The sequence below is a fragment of the Mesorhizobium maamorense genome (assembly GCF_044998965.1).
Lineage (GTDB): Bacteria > Pseudomonadota > Alphaproteobacteria > Rhizobiales > Rhizobiaceae > Mesorhizobium.
Genome location: NZ_CP173356.1, coordinates 1,079,699 through 1,099,445 on the forward strand (window position 1 = coordinate 1,079,699; position 19,747 = coordinate 1,099,445).

Genomic DNA, 19,747 nt, shown 5'->3' on the forward strand with positions numbered 1-19,747 from the left:
GTTGATGTCCGTTGTCCGCTGGGGAAGGATCAGGCGCCTTTCGACGGGCGCCGTTCGAGAGCGCGCGCGTAGGCAAGAAGCTCTTGGAAATCTTGGTCGATATGTTGACGGGCGTGGCGCTGCGCAGCACGCATGTCGTTGCCCTTGAGCAGCCGCACGTAGGTCTCGTGAACGTCCTCGGCGGGCACGGCTTCGTTGCGTGCCTGCTGGTGCAGGGCGAAATACATCTGCAACCGGCTGGTCAGTCGCTGCCATGTTTCCAAAAGAACGGAATTGTCGGCCCATTCGTGAATCAGGCCATGCAGTTGCAGCGCGGTTTCGATCTGCCTTGTGGTGTCGCGGTCGCGCGTCGCCTGCTTCACCGCCTCATGGCGCCGGTCGAGCTCATCGAAAAAGCGCCGGTCGCGCAGCTCCCATGTCCGCTCGATGGCGAATTCGTCGAGCACCTTGTTGAGCGAGTAGACATCGTCGATGTCCTTGGCGGTGACATTGATGACGAAGGTGCCGGCATAGGGGATGCTGGTCAGGATGCCTTCCTGCACCAGCTCGCGCATCGCTTCGCGCAAAGGCGCGCGGCTGACGCGCATCTGCTCGGAAATCCGCAGCTCGTTGAGCTTCTGGCCCGGCTCCAACTGGCCGGTCAGGATTGCCCGTCGCAGCAACGCCACGATCTCCGCGCGTCGCGTCGTATCCGCGATTGGACTGAAATCAGCCTTTGCCATCCCGGCCACTCCCGACGAAACCAAGCGCAAGACAAACAGATTGTCGACAATCTAACAAGAACTTTTGCGGCTTTTTTCACATCGCGGTACTGGTCGGGCGGAACTGCTCGCAAAAGCGGCGCCCGCGACCTGTGGGAAGGCCGGGGCGCCGCGCTGAAACCGGGCCTGCGGGGGAGTCAGGTGGCCGGTTTCTGTGGCAGTGGTGAAATCGGCATTCCAGGGCCGATCTTCTGCAGATTGCCTGTTATCACCTGGTCGCCTTCCGTGACTCCGCTCAGGATGGCCACCAGGTCGCCGCTGATCGGCCCGGTCGAAACCAGCCGCTGGTCGACGGTGTTGCCCTTGCCGACGACGTAAAGATATTTGCCGAGCTGGCTCGAACCCAGTGCGACCTGCGGCACCATCAGCGCATCGGGCTGCTGTTTGACGTGCAGCCGGACGCGAACATATTGGCCAGGCAGCAGCGCGAACTTGGCGTTGCCGATGGTGGCGCGCGCGGTGATGGTGCCGGTCGAATGGTCGATCGTGTTGTCGATGAAGGTGAGTTCACCCTTCTGATGGGCTTCGGTCTCGCCCGGGAGCAGCACCTCGACCTCGATCGGGCCGGCGGCGCGAGCTTCCTCGATCTGCGCCAGATCGCTCTCGCTCGGATTGAAGGTTACATAGATCGGGTCGAGCTGCACCAGCGTGTTGAGCACCGTGCCGGCGACGCTGACCAGCGTGCCGATCGAGGCCTGGTTACGGCCGATGCGGCCTGCGAAGGGAGCGCGAGATCTCCGAATAGCTCAAATTGAGCTCGGCCGAGCGGACCGCCGCCTGGTTGAGCGCCAGCGACGCCTGCGCCTCGCGCAAGGTGCTGGTGCGCTGGTCGAAGCTGTCCTTGGCCAGATAGCCGCTCTTGGCGAGCTCGGTGCCGCGGCCGAGATTGGAGCGGGCATAGTCGAGCGTCGCTGTATCACGCTGCACCTGCGCCTTCGCCTGGTCGAGCGCCGCCTGGAAGTCCTGCGGCGCGATCTTGTAGAGGAGGTCGCCCTTCTTGACGTCGGCGCCGTCTTCGGCGGCCTGCTCTTCCAGGTAGCCCGGCACTCTGGCCTGCAGCGTGACGCTGCGGATCGGTTCGGTGCGGGCGGCATAGTCGAGATAGATCGGGATCGTCTTCTTCACCACGCTGGTCACCGGCACCGGCATGACGAATGCCGCGGGAGCGGGCGTTGCCGCTCCGGCCGTGCCGGCATTGAGGCTGAGGCTGCCCATATCGAGCAGGTGAACGCTCGCCACCGAGATTGCACCCAGCGCGACAGCGGCGCCCAAAGCGATTTTCCATTTACGCATGTTCAGTCTCCAATCTTATTCGGCCGCTTGCGCCATGGGCGGCAAGGCGGGTTCGGCAGTTGGTTCGGAATGCAGGGAAGCGGGCTCTTCACCGCCGCGCCGTTCGCGCAGCTGTTCGATGACCGCATAGAAGACCGGCACGAACACCAGCGACAGGATGGTCGCCGCCACCATGCCGCCGAAGACGGTGGTGCCGATCGATTGACGGCTGGCAGCACCGGCGCCGGTCGCGAACATCAGCGGCAGCACGCCCAGGATGAAGGCGAAGGCCGTCATCAGGATCGGCCGCAGCCTCAGCCGTGCCGCTTCCATCGCCGCTTCGACGATGCTGAGGCCTTCTTCGCGCCGTCGCCGGGCGAACTCGACGATCAGGATGGCGTTCTTCGCCGCCAGGCCGATCAGCATGACGAAGCCGATCTGCGAGTAGACGTCGATCTGCATGCCGCGCACCCACAGCACCACGAACGCGCCGAACAAGGCGAGCGGCACTGCCAGCAGCACCATGAACGGCATCGCCCAGCTCTCATATTGCGCCGCCAGGATCAGGAAGACGAAGACGATGGCGAGGCCGAAGACGACCGACGCGATCGATCCCGCCTTGAGCTCCTGGAAGGTGATGCCGGTCCATTCGAAGCCGAAATCCCTTGGCAGAGCCGTGGCGGCGGCCCGCTCCATGGCGGCGACCGCCTGGCCCGACGAATAGCCGGGCGCGGCGCCGCCATTGATCGAGGCCGAGGCGTTGTTGTTGTAGTGCGGCACCGTTTCCGGGCCGACGAACGGCACCAGCTTGCCCAGCGTGCTGAGCGGCACCATGCCGCCGGAGGCATTGCGCACATAGAGCCGCGAAATGTCGGCCGCACCCGCGCGTGCATCCTTGTCGGCCTGGATGGTCACCCGGAAGGTGCGGCCGAACAGGTTGAAGTCGTTGACGTAGAGCGAGCCGAGATAGATCTGCAGCGTGTTGAAGACGTCAGGCAGGTCGAGCCCGAGCAGCTTCGCCTTGGCGCGGTCGAGGTCGTAGTTGAACTGCGGCGTCGAGGTCGAGAATGGCGAGAACAGCTGCTGGGGGTTGATTTCTGGCTGCTTGCGCGCCTCGGCGATCACGGCTTGCGTTGCGTCGTTGAGCGCGGTGCTGCCGCGGCCGGTAAGGTCCTCGACGACGAATTCGAAGCCGCCCGTGGTGCCGATACCCGGGATCGAGGGCGGATCGAAGGAGAGCGCGAACGCCTCCGGGATCTGCATCAGCTTGCCGCGCACGTCGGCGACAAGCTTGGAGGCGCTCTGGTCGGGGCCACGCTCCTCCCACGGCTTCAGGATGGCGAATTCGACTGCGGAATTCGACTGCGCGGCACTGGTCAGGAAGTTCAGGCCGCTGATCGAGCCGACGATGTCGACGCCGGGCGTCGATTGCAGGATGTCGCGCGCCTTCTGCGCCACCGCGTCGGTGCGTTCCAGCGAAGCGCCGTCGGGCAACTGGATGACGACGAAGAAATAGCCCTGGTCCTCGACCGGAAGGAAGGTCGAGGGAAGCTTCGCCCAGACGAAATAGGTGGCGACCAGCCCGGCTGCGAACAGGCCGAGCATGATCCAGCGCAAACGGATGAGGATGCGCACGCCATTGGCATAGGCATGCGACAGCCTGTCAAAGCCCGTATTGAACCAGCGGAACAGCACGAACTGCGTGCCTTGGCGATGGCGCAGGAAGGCGGCGCTCAGCGCCGGGCTCAGCGTCAGCGAATTGAAGGCGGAAATGCCGACCGAGATCGCCACCGTCAGCGCGAACTGGTTGTAGAGCCGTCCCGAAACGCCGGGGATGAAGGCGACCGGCACGAAGACGGCCATCAGCACGGCTGTGGTGGCGATGATCGGACCGGTGACCTCGGCCATGGCGGCCTTGGTAGCCGCCAACGGTTTCAGCCCGGCCTCGAGCTGTCGTTCGACATTCTCGACCACCACGATGGCGTCGTCGACGACAAGGCCGATAGCCAGCACCATGCCGAGCAGGGAGAGCATGTTGAGCGAGAAGCCCATCATCTCCATGACGACGAGCGTCGCTACCAGCGACACCGGGATGGCGATCGTCGGAATGATTGTGGTGCGCCAGCTTTGCAGGAAGATGAAAACCACGGCGACGACGAGGACCAGAGCCTCGCCGAGCGTGATCAGCACGTCATGCATGGAGGCCGAGACGAAGCGCGTCGTGTCGTAGTGCATGGCATAGCTGACACCCTTGGGGAAGCGGGCGGACAGCTCCTGCATCTTGTCCTTGACGCGCTGCTGCAGATCGAGCGCGTTGGAGCCGGGCATCTGATAGACGGCGAGCACCACGGTCGGGTCCTTGCCGAAGAAGGCCGACGACGAATATTGCAGGGCGCCGAGCTCGATGCGGGCGACGTCGCGCAGCCGCACCAGCGAACCGGTGGTGGTGTTGGCGCGCACGACGATGTCGCCGAACTCCTTGGGATCGCTCAACCGGCCGACGGCATTGACCTGCATCTCGAAAGCGGTGCCGGCAGGCGCCGGAGACTGGCCGATCTTGCCGGCGGCCACCTGGACGTTCTGCTCGGCAATGGCGTTCTGGACGTCGACGGCGGTGATGCCGAGATTGGCGAGCTTGTCCGGATCGAGCCAGACGCGCATCGAATAGCGCCGCTCGCCGAAAATCTGCACGTCACCGACACCGGGCAGCCGCTTCAGCGGGTCGACCACTTGCAGATAGGCAAGGTTCGACAGCGCCACCGGGTCGACGGAGCCGTCGGGCGACGTGAGGTTGACGATGAGGACAAAGTTCGGATTCTGCTTCTTGATCGTCACGCCGCCCTGATTGACGATCGCCGGCAGCGACGAGGCAGCCTGCGAGACGCGGTTCTGGACGTCGACGGCGGCGGTGCTCAGGGAATAGCCGACATCGAAGGTGATGGTGATCGTCGAGGAACCGTCATTTGAGCTGGTCGACGACATGTAGGTCATGCCTTGCACGCCGTTGATCTGCTGCTCCAGCGGCGTCGTCACCGTGTCGGCGACCACCTGCGCGCTGGCTCCCGGATAGTGGGCGCTGACCACGACCTGCGGCGGTGTGATGTCGGGAAACTGCGAGACGGGCAGCAGGAAATAACAAATCGTCCCGGCGAGCACCATGATGATGGCGATCGCCGAGGCGAAGATCGGGCGGTGAATGAAGAAGTTTACCACGACACGCACGCCTCTCCGGCTGCTCTTGCCCTGCCGAACGCAGTGGCAACCCTGGACAGCCTCTGGCCGCGTCCGAACTCTTCCGACGAACGGAGCAACGGCACCTCGCCGCGCTGCGAACCGGCAAGCGTGCGCAGCATTGTTTCGAAAGCGCGCGGATCGACCCCGTCGGCTTTCATGACCAGCCGGATCATCGGATCCCGGACGGCTTCATCTATGGTAAGATCGCGGCGCTGTGGCATTGGCCGGCTCCTTGTCTGTCGATTCGCAGCCCATGCTCGCGAACCGTTTTTCATCTCTTCACCGGCCGGAGCCGCATGAAATGCAATTTTTCGCCCGCCCCGATCTGGCCGGACCAGATCACGGTCTTGTTATTGACGGCGGACGCCATAGGTGTTACCAGTAAGTAACATTCTGGAAGTTACAGACCGGTAACACCCTAGTCAAGAGGTGGCCGAGGGATTTTTGGAAACGAAGGAGATCAATGATGACAGACGGCGTCGTGGAGCGTCCTCGTCCCCGGGATCGGATCCTGGAGACGGCGCGCGACATGTTCCACAAGCACGGCATCAAGGGCGTCGGCGTCGACGCCATCACCGAGGCTGCCGGCACGAACAAGATGACGCTCTACCGTCATTTCGAATCCAAGGACGATCTGATCATCGAATGCCTGCGCGCCACCGCATCAAAGGCCGGCGCGATGTGGGACGCATTCGAAGCCGAGCATCCGGGCGACAAGCTCGCGCAACTGCATGCCTGGGTTCGCAAGGCGGCCGAGATGCTTACGGCCGATTGCCGGGGCTGCGACATGGCCAACGCCGCGGTTGAACTGACTGAACCCGACCATCCGGCCAGGCGCGTGATCAAGGAACTCAAGGAAGCCCAGCGCGAGCGCCTGGTGGCGCTCTGCTGGGGCGCCGGCATCGGCCAGGCCGAACTTCTGGCCGATACGCTTTCGCTGCTGTGCGAAGGCGCGCGCGTGAGCGTGCAGACCGTTGGCACCGAAGGTCCCAGCGCGCAATTGGTGCGCATGGCGGAAGGGTTGATCCAGTCCTTCAGGGGCGGAGCCGCCGCGGGCTGATCCATCGGCAAGGCTCATTGGCGCCGGACAGCGCGTGCGCTTCCGGTCTGCCGTGGCTTTGATGTTGCGTGGATTCCCTGCCGTTCCCGGAAATGTCCGGCGTGCAATAAAAAAGCCCGCTGCCGGGAGGAGGTGGCAGCGGGCTCGATTTCGAATGTGGTGCGGGAGGAGGTGCACCCCACTCAGCGCCGGCATCGCATCTGGGAGGAGTAGATGGCCGACAACCAGAAGCTATGAGTTGCCCAATGATTCGGCAATCGTGAATCGTGCATAGCAGCTGTGCAGATTCGCCGTATCGCTCGCGAACACCGTGACCGGAAGACCTCGCGGGCCGCGTCACTGCACCGGGACGTTTTCCCGGAAGATCAGCCGCGGCTCGATGAATTTCCGCGTCAGGTAGGGCGCCGATGATGCGATCGAGCCAAGCAGGCGGATGACCGATTGCTCGGCGATCAGCCTGGCATTCTGGTCGATGACGACGTCGGCGAGATCGTCGACGAGATAGCCGCGCGTTTCCCTCGTCAGGTCGTGACAGATGAATACCGGTTTGCGGTTGGGCCTGGCCTCCCGGATGGCTTTGGCAACGCCGGAGCGTCCGGCTCCAATGCAATAGATGCCGAGCAGTTCCGGCTCGTTGCGCAGCGCCTTCATGGTTTCGGCATAGCTGGCATCGGTCTCGTCGTTGATCTCGACGGCGCTGCTGACGCTCAGGTTGGGGAACTCCTCGCCGAGCACGGAGCGGAAACCCATCTCGCGTTCCTCATGGCCGCGATAGGAGCGCGAGCCGACCACCATCGCCAACTGGCCCTCGCGGTCGCCGAGGAAGCGCCCCATCAGGAGTGCGGCGGTCCGTCCCGCCACCCGGTTGTCTATGCCGACATAGGCCGAGCGTGGTGCGGCCGGAATATCGGACACCAGCGTCACCAGGCGAATGCCGGCCTCGACGATGTCGCGCAGGATGTTGCGCGTCCTGGGATGATCGACGGCGATGACGCCGACGCCGTTGGCTTTCAGCGACAGGTTTTCGACGGCGGTCTGCAAAGCGTTCGGCGAGATTCCGGCGAGGTTGTGGATCCGGCACGAGGCAACGAGCGGCAGGCGCGAGGCATAATCCTCGATATGCCTGGCCAGATCCTGCATGAAGGCGTTGCTGCCGATCGGCAGGAAGAATTCCAGATTGGCCGGCCGCGAGGGGAGCGTTACCTGATCGGCGACCGGCAGATAGCCGAGCTGCTTGGCGGCCTCCATGACGCGCTGCCGGTTGGCCGCGCTGACCCCCTTCCGGTTGTTGAGCACCCTGTCGACCGTCGCCGTCGACAGTTCGCAGTTCCTGGCGATGTCAGAGACGGTGGCTTTCATGCCGCAACCCTATTGCCGATGCGATAGCACGCCAGACGGCCGATTTGAGCGGCGCCGATCGCGCCCATCGCCCGGACGCCCATTCTGCTGTTTCGCAGGGATGTTGCCCTCGTCCTCAATGCGATCCCTTGCCATCGGCGATGGCGTCGCGGATCTCCTTGTCCGACATGCCGGTGATGACGCGTTCAACCTCCGCCACGCTGGTCGTCTTGGGGTCGATGTCCCCGGCCACCACCTTGCCGCGCCGCATGACGACGATGCGGTCCACCACCTGGAAGACATGGTGGATGTTGTGCGCGATGAAGATGCAGGAATGGCCGGAATCGCGCGCGCTGCGCACGAAGCTCAGCACGCCCTGGGTTTCGGCGACGCCAAGATTGTTGGTCGGTTCGTCGAGGATGATGAGATCGCTGTCGAAATGCATGGCGCGCGCGATCGCCACCGCCTGGCGCTCGCCGCCGGAGAGCGAGCCGATCGGCGTGGTCGGCGGAATGTTCTTGGAAATGCCGACCTGCTTGAGCAGGTCGCGGGCGACCGTGTTCATCGCCTCCTGGTCCATGCGGTTGAGGAAGCGCGGCGGCTTGATCGGCTCGCGCCCGAGGAACAAATTGCGGGCGATCGACAGTTGGGTGACCAGCGCCGAATCCTGGTAGATGGTCTCTATGCCGTTGGCGATGGCGTCGCTGGTGTTGCGCAGGTTCACCTTCTTGCCGCGGATGAAGATGTCGCCGCTGGTCAGCGGCACCGCGCCCGACAGCACTTTGATCAGCGTCGACTTGCCGGCGCCATTGTCGCCGAGCAGGCCGACGATCTCGCGCTCGTTGACATGGAAATTGGCGTCCACCAGCGCCTGCACGCGCCCGTAGGACTTGCGGATGTTCTGCATGCGGATCAGTGGCTCGGCCATGGTTCACGTCCCTGCCTGATGCCGGCGTTCCAGCCATGAATGAAGCGCCATCATGCCAAGGATGATCGCGCCGATGAAGATGTTGTAGGCAAGGCCGGGCACGCCGATCAGCACGATGCCGTTGCGCATGACGCGCAGGATCAGGATGCCGAGCACGGTGCCGATGATGGTGCCGCGCCCGCCCGTCAGCGCCGTGCCGCCGATCACCACCATGGCGATGACCTCGAGTTCGTAGCCGGTGCCGCTGTTGGGGTTGGCCGCCGAGGTGCGCAGCGAGGAGATGACGCCTGCAAGCGAGGCCATGACCGAGGACAGCACGAACAGGCCGATCTTGACGCGGCTGACATTGACGCCGCGCGCCCTCGCAGCGTTCGGGTTGCCGCCGGCGGCCTGGATCCAGTTGCCGGTGCGGCTTTGCGTCAGCACATAGCCCAGCGCGATGGCCGCGGCGATGAACCAGAACAGCGACATGTAGATGCGGAACGGGCCGATGAAGAAATCGCCGACCAGCGCCTCCGCCAGCCAACTGCCCTCGGCGCTCCAGGTGCGCTGCGGAAAGCCGTCGGTGACGAACAGCGCGGTGCCGCGCACCACCAGGAGCATGCCGAGCGTGACCAGAAAGGACGGGATCTTGAGCTGCGTGACGAACCAGCCATTGACCAGGCCGATGAAGGCGGCGACCAGCAGCGCGAGGACGAAGCCCATCTCCAGCGAGGTGAGGCCGCTGTTGAACAGCGTCCACATCAGCACCGGCGAGAAGCCGAACAGCGAGCCGACGGAAAGGTCGAATTCGCCCGACGTCATCAGCAACGTCATCGCCAGCGCGATCAGCCCGAGCTCGACCGTGAAGGCCAACGTGTTGGAGATGTTCTGGGGTGACAGGAAGTCGTGGTTGAAACCCCAGAAGACGGCGATCTCGACGACGAGCAGCACGAAGGGGCCGAATTCCGGCCGCGCGATCAGGCCTTGGACAAGCGAACGATTTTCCACGTGTAACCCGCGACTGGTTGGAATGGGCCGGACCATCGGGCCGCATCAAACGGCTCGATACCAGGCGAAAGGGCGGGACGCCGCACGCCCGGTGGACGCGCGGCGCTGGAGATCAGGGGCTATTTGCCGGACAGGATTTTGTCGTAGATCTCGGCGGTATCTTTCTCATAGAGCGCGCCGGTGATGACGTTGAAGCCCGGGGGAATGCCGCTGGCGGCCATGTTGGCGAGCGACAGCGCGACATAACTGGTCGCCTGCGGATCCTGCCACTGGCCGGCATTGACGTAGCCGTTCAGCACTTCCTGGGTGGTGTCGAGCGAGTTGCCCCAGCCGACGACGGGGATTTCGCCGGGCTTGACGCCGACTTGGTCGAACACGCGTTTGATCGAGCCGGTGACGAGGTCGCCAAGGCCGATGATCGCCTTCACCTTGGCCTTGTTGGCGGTGAGATAGTCGACCATGCGGTTGATCACCTCGGCCTGGTCGAGCGTCGCCTCGGTCACCTCATAGGTGATGCCGAGCGGCTCGAACACGCTCTTGATGCCTTCCTCTTCCTGCACGCCGTAGGTGGCGCCGGGAATCTCGACAGGCATCCAGACGAAGTCGCCCTTCTTCACCAGGCCCTTGTCGACCAGATACTGCGCCCAGTGCTTGCCGAAGGTGACATTGTCGCCGCCGACATAGGCGTTGAAATTGGCCTTGGGATCGGGCGTGTTGAAATTGATGATCGGAATGTTGGCCGCGCGGGCTTCCTTGACGATCTCGACAAGGCTGCCCGGATCGGGGCTGGTGGTGGTGATGCCGTCGGCCTTGGCCGAGATCGCGGCCCGCACCGCCTCCTGCTGCGAGGCGACGTCGCCATTGTGGAACGAGGTGTTGACGGTATTGCCGGTGTCCTTGGCCCATTGCTTGGCGCCGGCAAGGAAGTATGTCCAGACCGGATCGGCCGGGCCGCCATGTGAAATCCAGTAGAACGTCTTGGCCTGCGCCGCCGCCGGAATGACCGTCAGCGCGACCAGCAGGCCGTATAGAACCACTCTTAGCCGTGTCAGCATTTGATTTCCTCCCGTTTGAAACTGATCAGTTCGAAACCGCCCTCTTGATCGGGCAAGACCGCGTCCTCCTCGCCAACGCCGTGTTGGATGATCAGAGCATCCTCTTTTTCGACAAATGGCAAGCCTCCGCCTGTCAGTCGTAGTCGGCGCCTGACGGGACGCCATCAGCGGTCCCATCAGATTGCATCAGTTCGGATGATTTTTCGCGGCAGGCGATACCGGCCTCGAGGGTCGCCGGAGCGATGATTGACCGCCCTCGGGTGAACCCAGAGCTAGAGGAGGCCGGCCCTGGCAAGATCGCGCATCAGATGGCTGGCGCCGTAGGTCCAGTGCGGGCAGTCCGGCGACAGTCGCACCCGGTTGACCAGCGCGCCGAATTTCTCCGACGAGATGGTGACGATGTCGCCGACCTTGTGGGTAAACCCCTTGCCCTTCTCGCCGCGGTCCTTCGAAGGCACGAACATGGTGCCGAGATAGAGCGCCAGGCCGTCCGGGTACTGGTGATGCGGGCCCATGGCGGCGGCAACGAGCTCTTCCGGCGAGCGGCTGATCTCGGCCATCGAGCTCGCGCCCTCCAGCGAGAACCCGTCCTCACCTTCCACTTTCAGCCGGACCACGGCCCGCTTTACGTCGTCGATCGAGAACGTGCCGTCGAACAGGCGGATGAAAGGCCCAAGCGAGGCGGAGGCGTTGTTGTCCTTGGCCTTGCCGAGCAGCAGTGCGGAACGCCCTTCGACATCGCGCAAATTGACGTCGTTGCCGATGGTGGCGCCGACGATCCTGCCGCTTGAGGCGGCGATCATGGCGATCTCCGGCTCCGGATTGTTCCAGGTCGAGACGGGATGCAGGCCGACATCGGCGCCGAAGCCGACCGAGGCCATCGGCTGGCATTTGGTGAAGATCTCGGCGTCGGGGCCGATGCCCACTTCCAGATATTGCGACCAGGCGCCGCGTGCGATGAGCTTGGCCTTGATCTCCATCGCTTCCGGCGAACCGGGCTTGAGCTTGGACAGATCGTGGCCGATCAGCCCGGCAATGTCGGCGCGGATGGCGTCGGCCTTTTCCGCCGAACCGCGCGCCTGTTCCTCGATGACGCGTTCCAAAAGGCTGACGACGAAGGTGACGCCCGAGGCCTTGATCGCCTGCAGGTCGACGGGGGAGATGAGATAGGGCCTTGCCGGATCACGCGCGGCCTCGAAACTGTTGGCCGCGATATCATCGAGCGAGCCGATCGGCTTGCCCTTGGCCGAGCGCACATAACCGGCCGGATCGGCCATCTCGCAGATATCGCGCACGGTCGGCGCCGTGCTCGACGTGATGTCGAAGACGGTGCCATCACGCACCGTGACCACCAGGGGATGCGAGGCGTCGCTGCTTCTGGCGCGCCCGACAAAAAGGCCTTCGGCGGGCAGATGCATCGGGTTTGTCATGCGTGCGGTCCTCTGATCATCAAAAATGCGGCTTGCTGGTTCGGCGCGGCACTTTCACCGGATTCCTGTCAAAGGTCTATCCCGTTTGTGGTGAGCCAGGCGCCATGTCTGCCGGCGTCGTCGGCGATTGGCGTACCGCAAGGAAGCACTCCTTCAGGGGTTGGATGCATGCGGCGGTGCGGGAGCCCCAACGCCTGCGTCATTTTTCGGCTTGCGCTTGTTCTCGTTTTGTTCTAATATGCTCGCCCTGAGTCAATTGGCGGACGAGATCAGTATGAGTGGGCAACCCGCATTCGGAACCGCGAAGAACGGCCAGGCCTTTTTCCGATGGGAACAGGCCGGGAAGCATTTCCACCGGCTGTTCTTTGCCATCCTCGTCGGCAGCGCGATTGCTGGTCGTCTCGCGCGAAAGGCCATTGCATTGAACCGTGAGTTCGGATTGCAAGGCTGGCTGGTTCCGGAAAATCACATCCACATCTCGCTTGTCGGCCTCGGCGACCATGAGGAGTATCCGCAAGAGCTGGCAGAGGCCGCCTGTCATATCGGATCGATGATCGTTGCGAAGCCCTTCGAGGTATCGTTCGATCGCCTGTCGGCTTTTGGCGGTGGTGCACTGGTCCTGCGCGGCAGCGATGGCAATCAGCCGCTGCAGAAATTCTGGCGTGATCTGACGGCGGTGATCTCGGACAGCCCGCTAAACCCCTTTCTCACCAGGTCCATCGAACCGCATGTTACATTGCTTCGTGATGAAGTGGGCGTTCCCAGCATTCGCGAGCGGTCGATCGATCCGATCGGCTGGACTGTCCGGGATTTTGTGCTGATCCACAGTCTCATTGGGAAGGGCGCCTACAAGCAGCCCGGACGTTGGCGGCTGACCGGCCAGGACGATGCACTGCCCGCCATGTGAGAGCCTGCATCGTCCTCGCATAGTCCGCGCGGTCCATCATCCTGACATGGCATGTCAGCTACCAGACGGCACGACGATGGCAGGCCGCCAACCTTTCCCTATTTGCAATGCGTCTGAACAGGAGGAACACATGACCAACACGGAAATTGCCAAGGATTTCACGGAGCTTCTCAAGCGCGGTGACTACGAAAGTGCTGCCGAGAAATACAATGCCGACGACATCGTCAGCTATGAGGCCATGGAGGGGCCGATGGCCGTCTGCCGCGGCAAGGACGCCGTCAAGCAGAAAGGCCAGTGGTGGCAGGAAAACAACGAAGTCCATGGCGGCTCGGTCGAGGGCCCTTATGTCAACGGCGACCAGTTCGCCGTGCGCTTTACATTTGACATAACGCCCAAGGCCACGGGCCAGCGTGTCACCATGGACGAGGTTGGCCTGTACACGGTCAAGAACGGCAAGATTGCCGAAGAGCGCTTCTATTATTGAGACGGGTTTTCGGCTGTCGGCACATTTCGCCGCATCCTAAGCGGCCAGGATCATGTCCTGGCCGCTATCCGACCTGATGCACATCGTCGTCACGGATCGGCGACCGCGCGCCCGCCATTGAAGAAACTTACTCTTCGATGGTTCTGCCGGGCCGCTGGCAAAGCGCGCCGGGGCTGCTTAATCTGCGGCCAGATCTCGAAGTCCGGAAGGCACCTGTTTTGACGATCACCATGTACGGCATCACCACCTGCGACACGATCAGGAAGGCCCGCGTCTGGCTGGAGGGCCACGACGTGCCTTGCCGGTTCCACGACTATCGGGCGGAAGGCATCGAGGCGGGCAGGCTGGATGGCTGGGTCCGCAAGGTCGGCTGGGAAAAGCTGCTCAATAAGGGCAGCACGACGTTCCGCGAGTTGCCGGACAAGGATAAACAGAGCCTGGATGAAAAGAAGGCCAAGGCACTGATGCTGGCCAAGCCGACGATGATCAAACGGCCTGTGCTCGAGGTTGGCGACCGCATCCTGGTCGGGTTCAAGCCGGATGTTTATGAGGCGGCGGTGGTCGGGAAGTAGGGCGCGGTACACTCTCAGTTCGTCATCCTAGGGCGGAGCAAGGAGCGAAGCGACGCGGCGCAGACCCTAGGATCCATGCCGTGACTTTTGGGCGTCGCAGCCGTGCAGATTCTGCTCCATTGCATTTCCGGACGGACGTTCACGGCATGGATCCTCGGGTCAAGCCCGAGGATGACGAAGGGACAGGTCACTGTCCTCTCAGATACCCCGCCAGTGCCACGGCATTGTTGTGCGCCTCGTCATGGGCGCCGTAGAGCAGCGTCACCTTGCCGTCGCGGAGCAGGGCGCGCAGTTGCGCCACGGCCTCGCCATTGCCTTCCAGTTCGGCACGATACCGCTTCTGGAACTCGGCCCATCGTTCGGACTCGTGCCCGAACCACTTGCGCAAGCCGGTGCTCGGCGCGATGTCCTTCAGCCATAGCGCCAGCGCGGCATGCTCCTTGCTGACGCCACGTGGCCAGACACGATCGACCAGGACCCGCTGCCCGTCATCGAACGAGGGTGGTTCATACACCCGTTTGACCGCGATCTCGAAGGCCATCCGCTCTCCTTCGTGCGCTCCCGTCAGGCCCACTCGCCCTTGCGCATGACCGGCACGCGGCTGCCGTCCTTGCCGACCCCGTCGATGTCGATCTTGTCCGAGCCGATCATCCAGTCGATGTGGATGAAGCTCTTGTTGCCGCCGCGCTCCGCGATCTCGGCCTGGCTGAGCGAGGCGCCGTCGACGAAGCACTTCGAATAGCATTGGCCGAGCGCGATGTGGCAGGCGGCGTTTTCGTCGAACAGCGTGTTGAAGAACAACAGGCCGCTCGCCGAGATCGGTGAGGAATGCGGCACCAGCGCCACTTCGCCAAGCCGGCGTGCGCCCTCGTCGGTGTCCAGCACTTTCTTCAGCACGTCCTCGCCCTTCGAAGCCTTCGCCTCGACGATCCTGCCGCCCTCGAAACGCACCGAGATCTCGTCGATCAGCGTGCCTTGGTAGGAGAGCGGCTTGGTCGATGAAACATGGCCTTCAACCCGCCGCGCATGCGGCGTGGTGAAGACCTCCTCGGTCGGGATGTTGGGATTGCAGGTGACGCCGTTCTTGGCGGTGGAGGCGCCGCCCATCCACTCATGGCCGTCGGCCAGCCCGACCGTCAGGTCGGTACCCGGCCCGGTGAAATGAAGCGCATGGAAAGCATGGCCGTTGAGCCATTCGGTGCGGCTGCGAAGGGCGGCATTGTGCGCCTTCCAGTTGCCGATCGGATCTTCCACGTCCACCCGCGAGGCGGCAAAGATGGCGTCGGCGAGCTTGGCCACCGCAACGTCGTCGGCATCATCGGGAAAGACCTGCTTGGCCCAGGCGAGATCGGGATAGGCGACGATGTTCCAGTTGATGTCGAAGCCGGTGATCTTTTCCAGCGCCGGCTGGTAGGCCATCGAATTGGCCTTGTTGGCGCGCGCCACGTTCGCCGGGTCCTGCGCCGACAGGAGCGAAGGATCTTCGCCGCGCACGGCAAGTCGCGCCGCATTGTTGGAGAAGGCTTTGGCCATGCCTTCATAGAGCCAGCCGGCGGCGCGGTCGAAGCCGGCGTCCGCGCCATAACGAAAGCGCGCCAGCGTGATCTCGTCATCGTTGAAGATCGGCGTCACCAGCCCCGCGCCGGCCTTGTAGGCATGCTCGACGATGCGCCGGGTCAGCGGCAGCGCGGCGATGGAGGAGGTCAGCACCAGGTCCTGCCCGGGCTGCAATTGCAGCCCCACTTTGATGGCGACTTCGGCCAGCCTGTCGAGCTTCACCGGGTCGATCGTTGCGGAAACGCCGCGCGAATGTGTGGTCATGATCCTGCCTGCCGTAGTTTGATGTCGGACTCTACATAGACCGGCGCCACGGTGCTTTCCACCGTGATCGCATCGGTCGTGCCCGTCTTCGCGGAGCCGAACCGCGCCATCGTCGCCTCGATCTCTTCCCTGATCCAGAGCTTGAAATCCCGGACCTTGCGGCTTTCGGCCTTGGCGGCGGAGGTCACCAGCCAATAGCCAAGCCCGCTCTGGGCGCGGATCCCGAACGGCGCGACGAGCCGCCCGTCGGCCAGCGCGTCGGCGGCGAGCAACTGCCAACCCAGCATCACACCATGGCCGGCAATCGCCGATTCCAGGCAAAGCATCGGATCGGTGAAGCGCGCGCCCTTCAGGAAGGTGACGGGTTCGACACCGGCCGCGGCGAACCAGCTTTCCCAGTTGATCATCGCCCGTTCGTCGGTGATCGCGCAGGTCTGGGCAAGGTCTTCGATCGATTTCAGTTTCTTCGCTATCGACGGTGCGCAGACCGGGAACACCTCTTGTGCCAAAAGCAACTCCGCCTTGCCGCCCGGCCATTTGCCGTCGCCGAGCCGGATGGCGATATCGATATCGGAATGGTCGAGGTCGGCCAGCCGCACCGAGGCGTCGATGCGCAACAGCACGTTGGGATGCCGGGTGAAGTGATGCGACAGCCGCGGCAGCAGCCATTTGGAGGCGAATGCCGGCGCCACGGAAACCACCAGCGTGCATTGGCGCGCCTCGTCGGCCAGCGCCACGGCCTGGGTGAGCTCGCGGAAACCTGCGCCGAGGCGCGTCGCGAACATGGCGCCGAATTCCGTCAGGACCAGCCCCTTGGCCGTTCTCTCGAACACGGCCTGGCCGAGCTGCTGCTCCGCGCGCTTTATCTGCTGGCTGACGGCGCTGGCCGAAACGTTGAGTTCGCCGGCGGCCGCGGCGAGCGAGCCGAGACGGGCGACGGTCTCCACGGCGCGAAGGCCGTTGAGGTGGACGCGGTTGAGCATGGCCATTGAGTTTTTCTAAACCAGCGGGGCTGAAATCTCAATTGAAAGTGATGCCGAAAGCGCAGACTTTATTCACGGGACAGGCCTGCGGAGGCTGACATGTTGAGGCTGTTATCGTCGCTCAAGATAGTATTCCCTGTGCACGAGCCGCCAGACGGCTGCGAAATGGTCGCCTGGCTGGCCGATCCGCTTGCGCATCCCGTGCTGGACGCCATGTCGGAGCGTGAGCTCGGCGACATGCCGTTCCGGCTGACGGCGCGTCGCACTGCCCACGAGACGGCGCAAGCGGGCTGCCGCTGATTGGTGCTGACGGCCCGGCGCCTGGCCCAACGCAAGCGCGTTGTGTCGCCGGTCCACGGACTTATTGTGCACCGCGATGACATCCGCCACCTCAACAGCGCTGCGGTTCGCTTTCGCCGGCATGATCGCCATGGCTGTCGCGATGGGCATTGGTCGTTTCGTCTATACGCCGATCCTGCCCGGCATGATGGAAGAACTCCATCTGTCGGCGGCCGATGCGGGCTGGATCGCGTCAGCCAACTATCTCGGCTACCTCGCCGGCGCCTTCGCCGCGGCGGGCGGCTGGGCGCATGGGCGCGAGCGCCTGCTGATGCTGGCCGGCCTCGGCGCCAGCGCCTTGCTTGCCGCGCTGATGGGCTTGTCGGATACGATCGCCGCGTTTCTCGTCATCCGCTTTCTTGCAGGCCTGGCCAGCGCCTTCGTCATGGTGTTCCTGGCCAGCATTGTTTTCAGCCATCTTGCCGCGGCCGGCCGCAGCGATCTGCAGGCGTGGCATTTCGGCGGCGTCGGCCTCGGCATCGCCGTGTCCTCGGTGCTGATGGCGGCCCTGGTCAGCGAACATGCCGGCTGGGCGGCGGGCTGGCTGTGGTCGGCGGCGATCTCGGCTTGTGGCTTCATCGTGGTGGCGCTGCTGGTGGACAGCGGTCCGCTGGCCAGCGGCGATACCGGCCGCGAGCCGGCGCTGCCAAAGGACCGCTCGCTGACCAAGGTGATCGTCGCTTACGGCTTGTTCGGCTTCGGCTACGTGGTGACAGCGACCTTCCTGGTCGCCATTGTCCGGCAAGGCGGCGGCGGACGCGTGTTCGAGGCGGTGGTCTGGATGGTCACCGGTCTTGCCGGCTTTCCCTCGGTCTGGCTCTGGCAGAAGATATCGGCACGGATCGGCCTTTACACGACCTATGCGCTGGGATGTTTCGTCGAAGTCGTCGGCATTGTCGCAAGCGTCGCGGCAGGCGGGCGCACCGGGCCGCTGCTCGGCGGCCTGCTCGTTGGCGGCACGTTCATTGCCATCACCGCGATCGGCCTGCAGACCGCGCGGCAACTGGCGCCACAAGCTCCCCGGCGGACCTTCGCCTTGATGACGGCTTCGTTCGGTCTTGGCCAGATCATCGGCCCGATTGCCGCCGGGCTCCTGGCGCAGGCGTCGGGCGATTTCTTCCTTGCCTCGATCGCCGCCGCGGCCGTTCTGGTCGCCTCCGGCGTCATCATATGGTCGGCCGCGCCAAAATCGCCATGATTGTGGGTTTGCTCGGTGCCGGGCATCGGGCATGGGCATTTTCTTTCCCCCTAATGTGTGACTTTATGCCTGCTGAACCCAGCTGATTTGCGCAAAAATCGAGGAATTCGCCACAGTGTTCGTATCCTTCTTCCCGCAGCCGAAGCTGTTTTTCTCTTCGGCCGCCGTCTGGAGCCTTGCGGCGATCCTGTTCTGGTTTTTCGGGGGTGAGCAACTGGGCGCCGTCTTCGGCCTGCCGCCGGCAGCAGCCGGTGCACCGCCCATTATCGGCATCGCCGTCCTCGTCTCGAAGCCGTTTCTCTGGTTCTACATCTACTTCGCGTTCTGCGTGGTCGCTTTCTATGCGTTCTGGAGCTGGTATTCGCCGCATCCGTGGCAACGCTGGTCGATCCTGATGACGGCGGTCATCCTGTTCTTCATCTATTTCAATGTGCAGGTCAGCGTCGCCGTCAATGCCTGGTACGGGCCCTTCTTCGACTATGTGCAGGGGCTGATGTCGGGCACCGGAAAATCGACCAACGCCGAATTCTACATTGGGCTGGCCGATTTCTCGTGGCTTGCGCTGGTCGGTATGAACGTGCAGGTGGTCAACGCCTTCATCGTCAGCCATTGGATCTTCCGCTGGCGCACGGCGATGAACAACTATTTCGTCGAGAACTGGGGCAGGCTGCGCCACATCGAGGGCGCCTCGCAACGTATCCAGGAGGACACGATGCGGTTTTCCCAGATCATGGAAGATCTGGGTTCCAGCTTCGTCCAGTCGATCATGACGCTGATCGCCTTCCTGCCGGTCATGATCCAGTTGCAGGCCCATATAACCGAGTTGCCGATCATCGGCGCGATACCCCAGCCATTGGTGGTCGCGGCACTGGCCTGGTGTCTGTTCGGAACGATTTCGGTCATGATCGCCGGCATGAAGCTTCCAGGGCTGCAGTTCCGCAACCAGCGCGTGGAGGCGGCCTACCGCAAGGAGCTCGTTTACGGCGAGGATCATGCCGACCGGGCCCAGCCCGCCACCACCGCCGCGCTGTTCGCCAATGTTCGCCACAATTATTTCCGGCTGTATTTCCACTACATCTATTTCAATGTCGTCCGGTACACCTACCTGCAGGCCGACAATATTTTCTCGCTGCTGATCCTCGGGCCGTCGCTGGTCGCCCACAAGATAACGTTCGGCGCGCTGAACCAGATCTCGAATGCATTCGGCAAGGTGACGGGTTCCTTGCAGTTCCTGCTCACCTCCTGGTCGACCATCGTCGAACTGCAATCGGTGCATAAGCGCCTGCGCGCCTTCGAGGCGACGCTGCAGGGCGAGCCGCTGCCGGAAATCGACCAGCGCTATCTGGCGCGGCAAGGCGCCGAGGATCCCGCTTAA

Annotated in this window: 19 protein-coding genes and 1 pseudogene; 7 read left to right on the forward strand and 13 right to left on the reverse strand. The window is 63.5% G+C overall.

Going from position 1 to position 19,747, the window contains the following annotated elements; genetic code table 11:
- Positions 1-29: 29 nt before the first annotated feature.
- The 4 genes and pseudogenes from ACIU1A_RS05560 to ACIU1A_RS05575 all read right to left on the reverse strand — a co-directional run bounded on the left by ACIU1A_RS05560 (position 30) and on the right by ACIU1A_RS05575 (position 5,488).
- Positions 30-722: a GntR family transcriptional regulator gene (locus ACIU1A_RS05560; protein WP_140762471.1), complete on the reverse strand. Its 693-nt coding sequence runs from the start codon at positions 720-722 to the stop codon at positions 30-32.
- 176 nt (positions 723-898) lie between these two features.
- Positions 899-2,054 (reverse strand): annotated as a pseudogene (locus ACIU1A_RS05565) (efflux RND transporter periplasmic adaptor subunit).
- A gap of 15 nt (positions 2,055-2,069) precedes the next feature.
- On the reverse strand, positions 2,070-5,246 hold the full coding sequence (locus tag ACIU1A_RS05570; protein ID WP_404927855.1) for an efflux RND transporter permease subunit: 3,177 nt from the start codon (positions 5,244-5,246) through the stop codon (positions 2,070-2,072).
- The gene (locus ACIU1A_RS05575; protein ID WP_140497921.1) at positions 5,240-5,488 is read right to left on the reverse strand and encodes a hypothetical protein; all 249 of its coding nucleotides are present in this window, start codon (positions 5,486-5,488) and stop codon (positions 5,240-5,242) included. The genes ACIU1A_RS05570 and ACIU1A_RS05575 overlap by 7 nt, the downstream gene beginning before the upstream one ends.
- Before the next feature lie 245 nt (positions 5,489-5,733).
- Between ACIU1A_RS05575 and ACIU1A_RS05580 the strand changes: the two genes are divergently transcribed.
- Positions 5,734-6,327, forward strand: coding sequence for a TetR/AcrR family transcriptional regulator (locus ACIU1A_RS05580; protein WP_404927856.1), 594 nt, complete (start codon positions 5,734-5,736; stop codon positions 6,325-6,327).
- A 336-nt stretch (positions 6,328-6,663) separates the two neighbouring features.
- Here the strand turns inward: ACIU1A_RS05580 and ACIU1A_RS05585 are convergent, their stop codons facing one another.
- From ACIU1A_RS05585 to ACIU1A_RS05610, 6 genes are all read right to left on the reverse strand, one after another.
- A complete protein-coding gene (locus ACIU1A_RS05585) occupies positions 6,664-7,686 on the reverse strand; it encodes a LacI family DNA-binding transcriptional regulator (protein ID WP_140580727.1) in 1,023 nt (340 codons plus the stop codon).
- A gap of 115 nt (positions 7,687-7,801) precedes the next feature.
- The gene (locus ACIU1A_RS05590; RefSeq protein WP_140497927.1) at positions 7,802-8,593 is read right to left on the reverse strand and encodes an ATP-binding cassette domain-containing protein; all 792 of its coding nucleotides are present in this window, start codon (positions 8,591-8,593) and stop codon (positions 7,802-7,804) included.
- A gap of 3 nt (positions 8,594-8,596) precedes the next feature.
- Positions 8,597-9,583 carry an ABC transporter permease gene (locus tag ACIU1A_RS05595; RefSeq protein WP_140497929.1) on the reverse strand — a complete coding sequence of 329 codons (987 nt, stop codon included), beginning with the start codon at positions 9,581-9,583 and terminating at the stop codon, positions 8,597-8,599.
- A 119-nt stretch (positions 9,584-9,702) separates the two neighbouring features.
- Positions 9,703-10,638, reverse strand: a complete 936-nt coding sequence (locus ACIU1A_RS05600; RefSeq protein ID WP_140497931.1) for a substrate-binding domain-containing protein — start codon at positions 10,636-10,638, stop codon at positions 9,703-9,705.
- Positions 10,632-10,760, reverse strand: coding sequence for a hypothetical protein (locus tag ACIU1A_RS05605; RefSeq protein WP_281406201.1), 129 nt, complete (start codon positions 10,758-10,760; stop codon positions 10,632-10,634). The genes ACIU1A_RS05600 and ACIU1A_RS05605 overlap by 7 nt, the downstream gene beginning before the upstream one ends.
- A 150-nt stretch (positions 10,761-10,910) precedes the next feature.
- A complete protein-coding gene (locus tag ACIU1A_RS05610; RefSeq protein ID WP_140559346.1) occupies positions 10,911-12,068 on the reverse strand; it encodes a fumarylacetoacetate hydrolase family protein in 1,158 nt (385 codons plus the stop codon).
- 274 nt (positions 12,069-12,342) lie between these two features.
- Here ACIU1A_RS05610 and ACIU1A_RS05615 point away from each other — a divergent pair, with 274 nt between their 5' ends.
- From ACIU1A_RS05615 to ACIU1A_RS05625, 3 genes are all read left to right on the forward strand, one after another.
- On the forward strand, positions 12,343-12,975 hold the full coding sequence (locus ACIU1A_RS05615; protein ID WP_404926826.1) for a 2'-5' RNA ligase family protein: 633 nt from the start codon (positions 12,343-12,345) through the stop codon (positions 12,973-12,975).
- A gap of 130 nt (positions 12,976-13,105) precedes the next feature.
- Positions 13,106-13,459, forward strand: coding sequence for a nuclear transport factor 2 family protein (locus ACIU1A_RS05620; protein WP_140497937.1), 354 nt, complete (start codon positions 13,106-13,108; stop codon positions 13,457-13,459).
- A gap of 218 nt (positions 13,460-13,677) precedes the next feature.
- Positions 13,678-14,031, forward strand: coding sequence for an ArsC family reductase (locus ACIU1A_RS05625; RefSeq protein WP_404926827.1), 354 nt, complete (start codon positions 13,678-13,680; stop codon positions 14,029-14,031).
- Positions 14,032-14,218: 187 nt separating this feature from the next.
- Here ACIU1A_RS05625 and ACIU1A_RS05630 read toward each other — a convergent pair whose 3' ends face one another.
- Genes ACIU1A_RS05630 through ACIU1A_RS05640 form a run of 3 tightly spaced genes read right to left on the reverse strand, consistent with a single transcriptional unit; the run spans position 14,219 to position 16,841 of the window.
- On the reverse strand, positions 14,219-14,572 hold the full coding sequence (locus ACIU1A_RS05630; RefSeq protein WP_404926828.1) for a DUF488 domain-containing protein: 354 nt from the start codon (positions 14,570-14,572) through the stop codon (positions 14,219-14,221).
- A gap of 23 nt (positions 14,573-14,595) precedes the next feature.
- A complete protein-coding gene (locus tag ACIU1A_RS05635; protein WP_140564288.1) occupies positions 14,596-15,852 on the reverse strand; it encodes an aminopeptidase in 1,257 nt (418 codons plus the stop codon).
- A complete protein-coding gene (locus ACIU1A_RS05640; RefSeq protein ID WP_404926829.1) occupies positions 15,849-16,841 on the reverse strand; it encodes a LysR substrate-binding domain-containing protein in 993 nt (330 codons plus the stop codon). Before ACIU1A_RS05640 ends, ACIU1A_RS05635 begins: the two co-directional genes overlap by 4 nt.
- Before the next feature lie 93 nt (positions 16,842-16,934).
- Between ACIU1A_RS05640 and ACIU1A_RS05645 the strand changes: the two genes are divergently transcribed.
- The 3 genes from ACIU1A_RS05645 to sbmA all read left to right on the forward strand — a co-directional run bounded on the left by ACIU1A_RS05645 (position 16,935) and on the right by sbmA (position 19,747).
- The gene (locus tag ACIU1A_RS05645; RefSeq protein WP_140520836.1) at positions 16,935-17,135 is read left to right on the forward strand and encodes a hypothetical protein; all 201 of its coding nucleotides are present in this window, start codon (positions 16,935-16,937) and stop codon (positions 17,133-17,135) included.
- Positions 17,136-17,211: 76 nt separating this feature from the next.
- Positions 17,212-18,372 (forward strand): YbfB/YjiJ family MFS transporter, encoded by a 1,161-nt coding sequence (locus tag ACIU1A_RS05650; RefSeq protein WP_404926830.1) that lies wholly within the window; start codon positions 17,212-17,214, stop codon positions 18,370-18,372.
- Between the two features lie 115 nt (positions 18,373-18,487).
- A complete protein-coding gene (sbmA, locus tag ACIU1A_RS05655; RefSeq protein ID WP_140497950.1) occupies positions 18,488-19,747 on the forward strand; it encodes a peptide antibiotic transporter SbmA in 1,260 nt (419 codons plus the stop codon).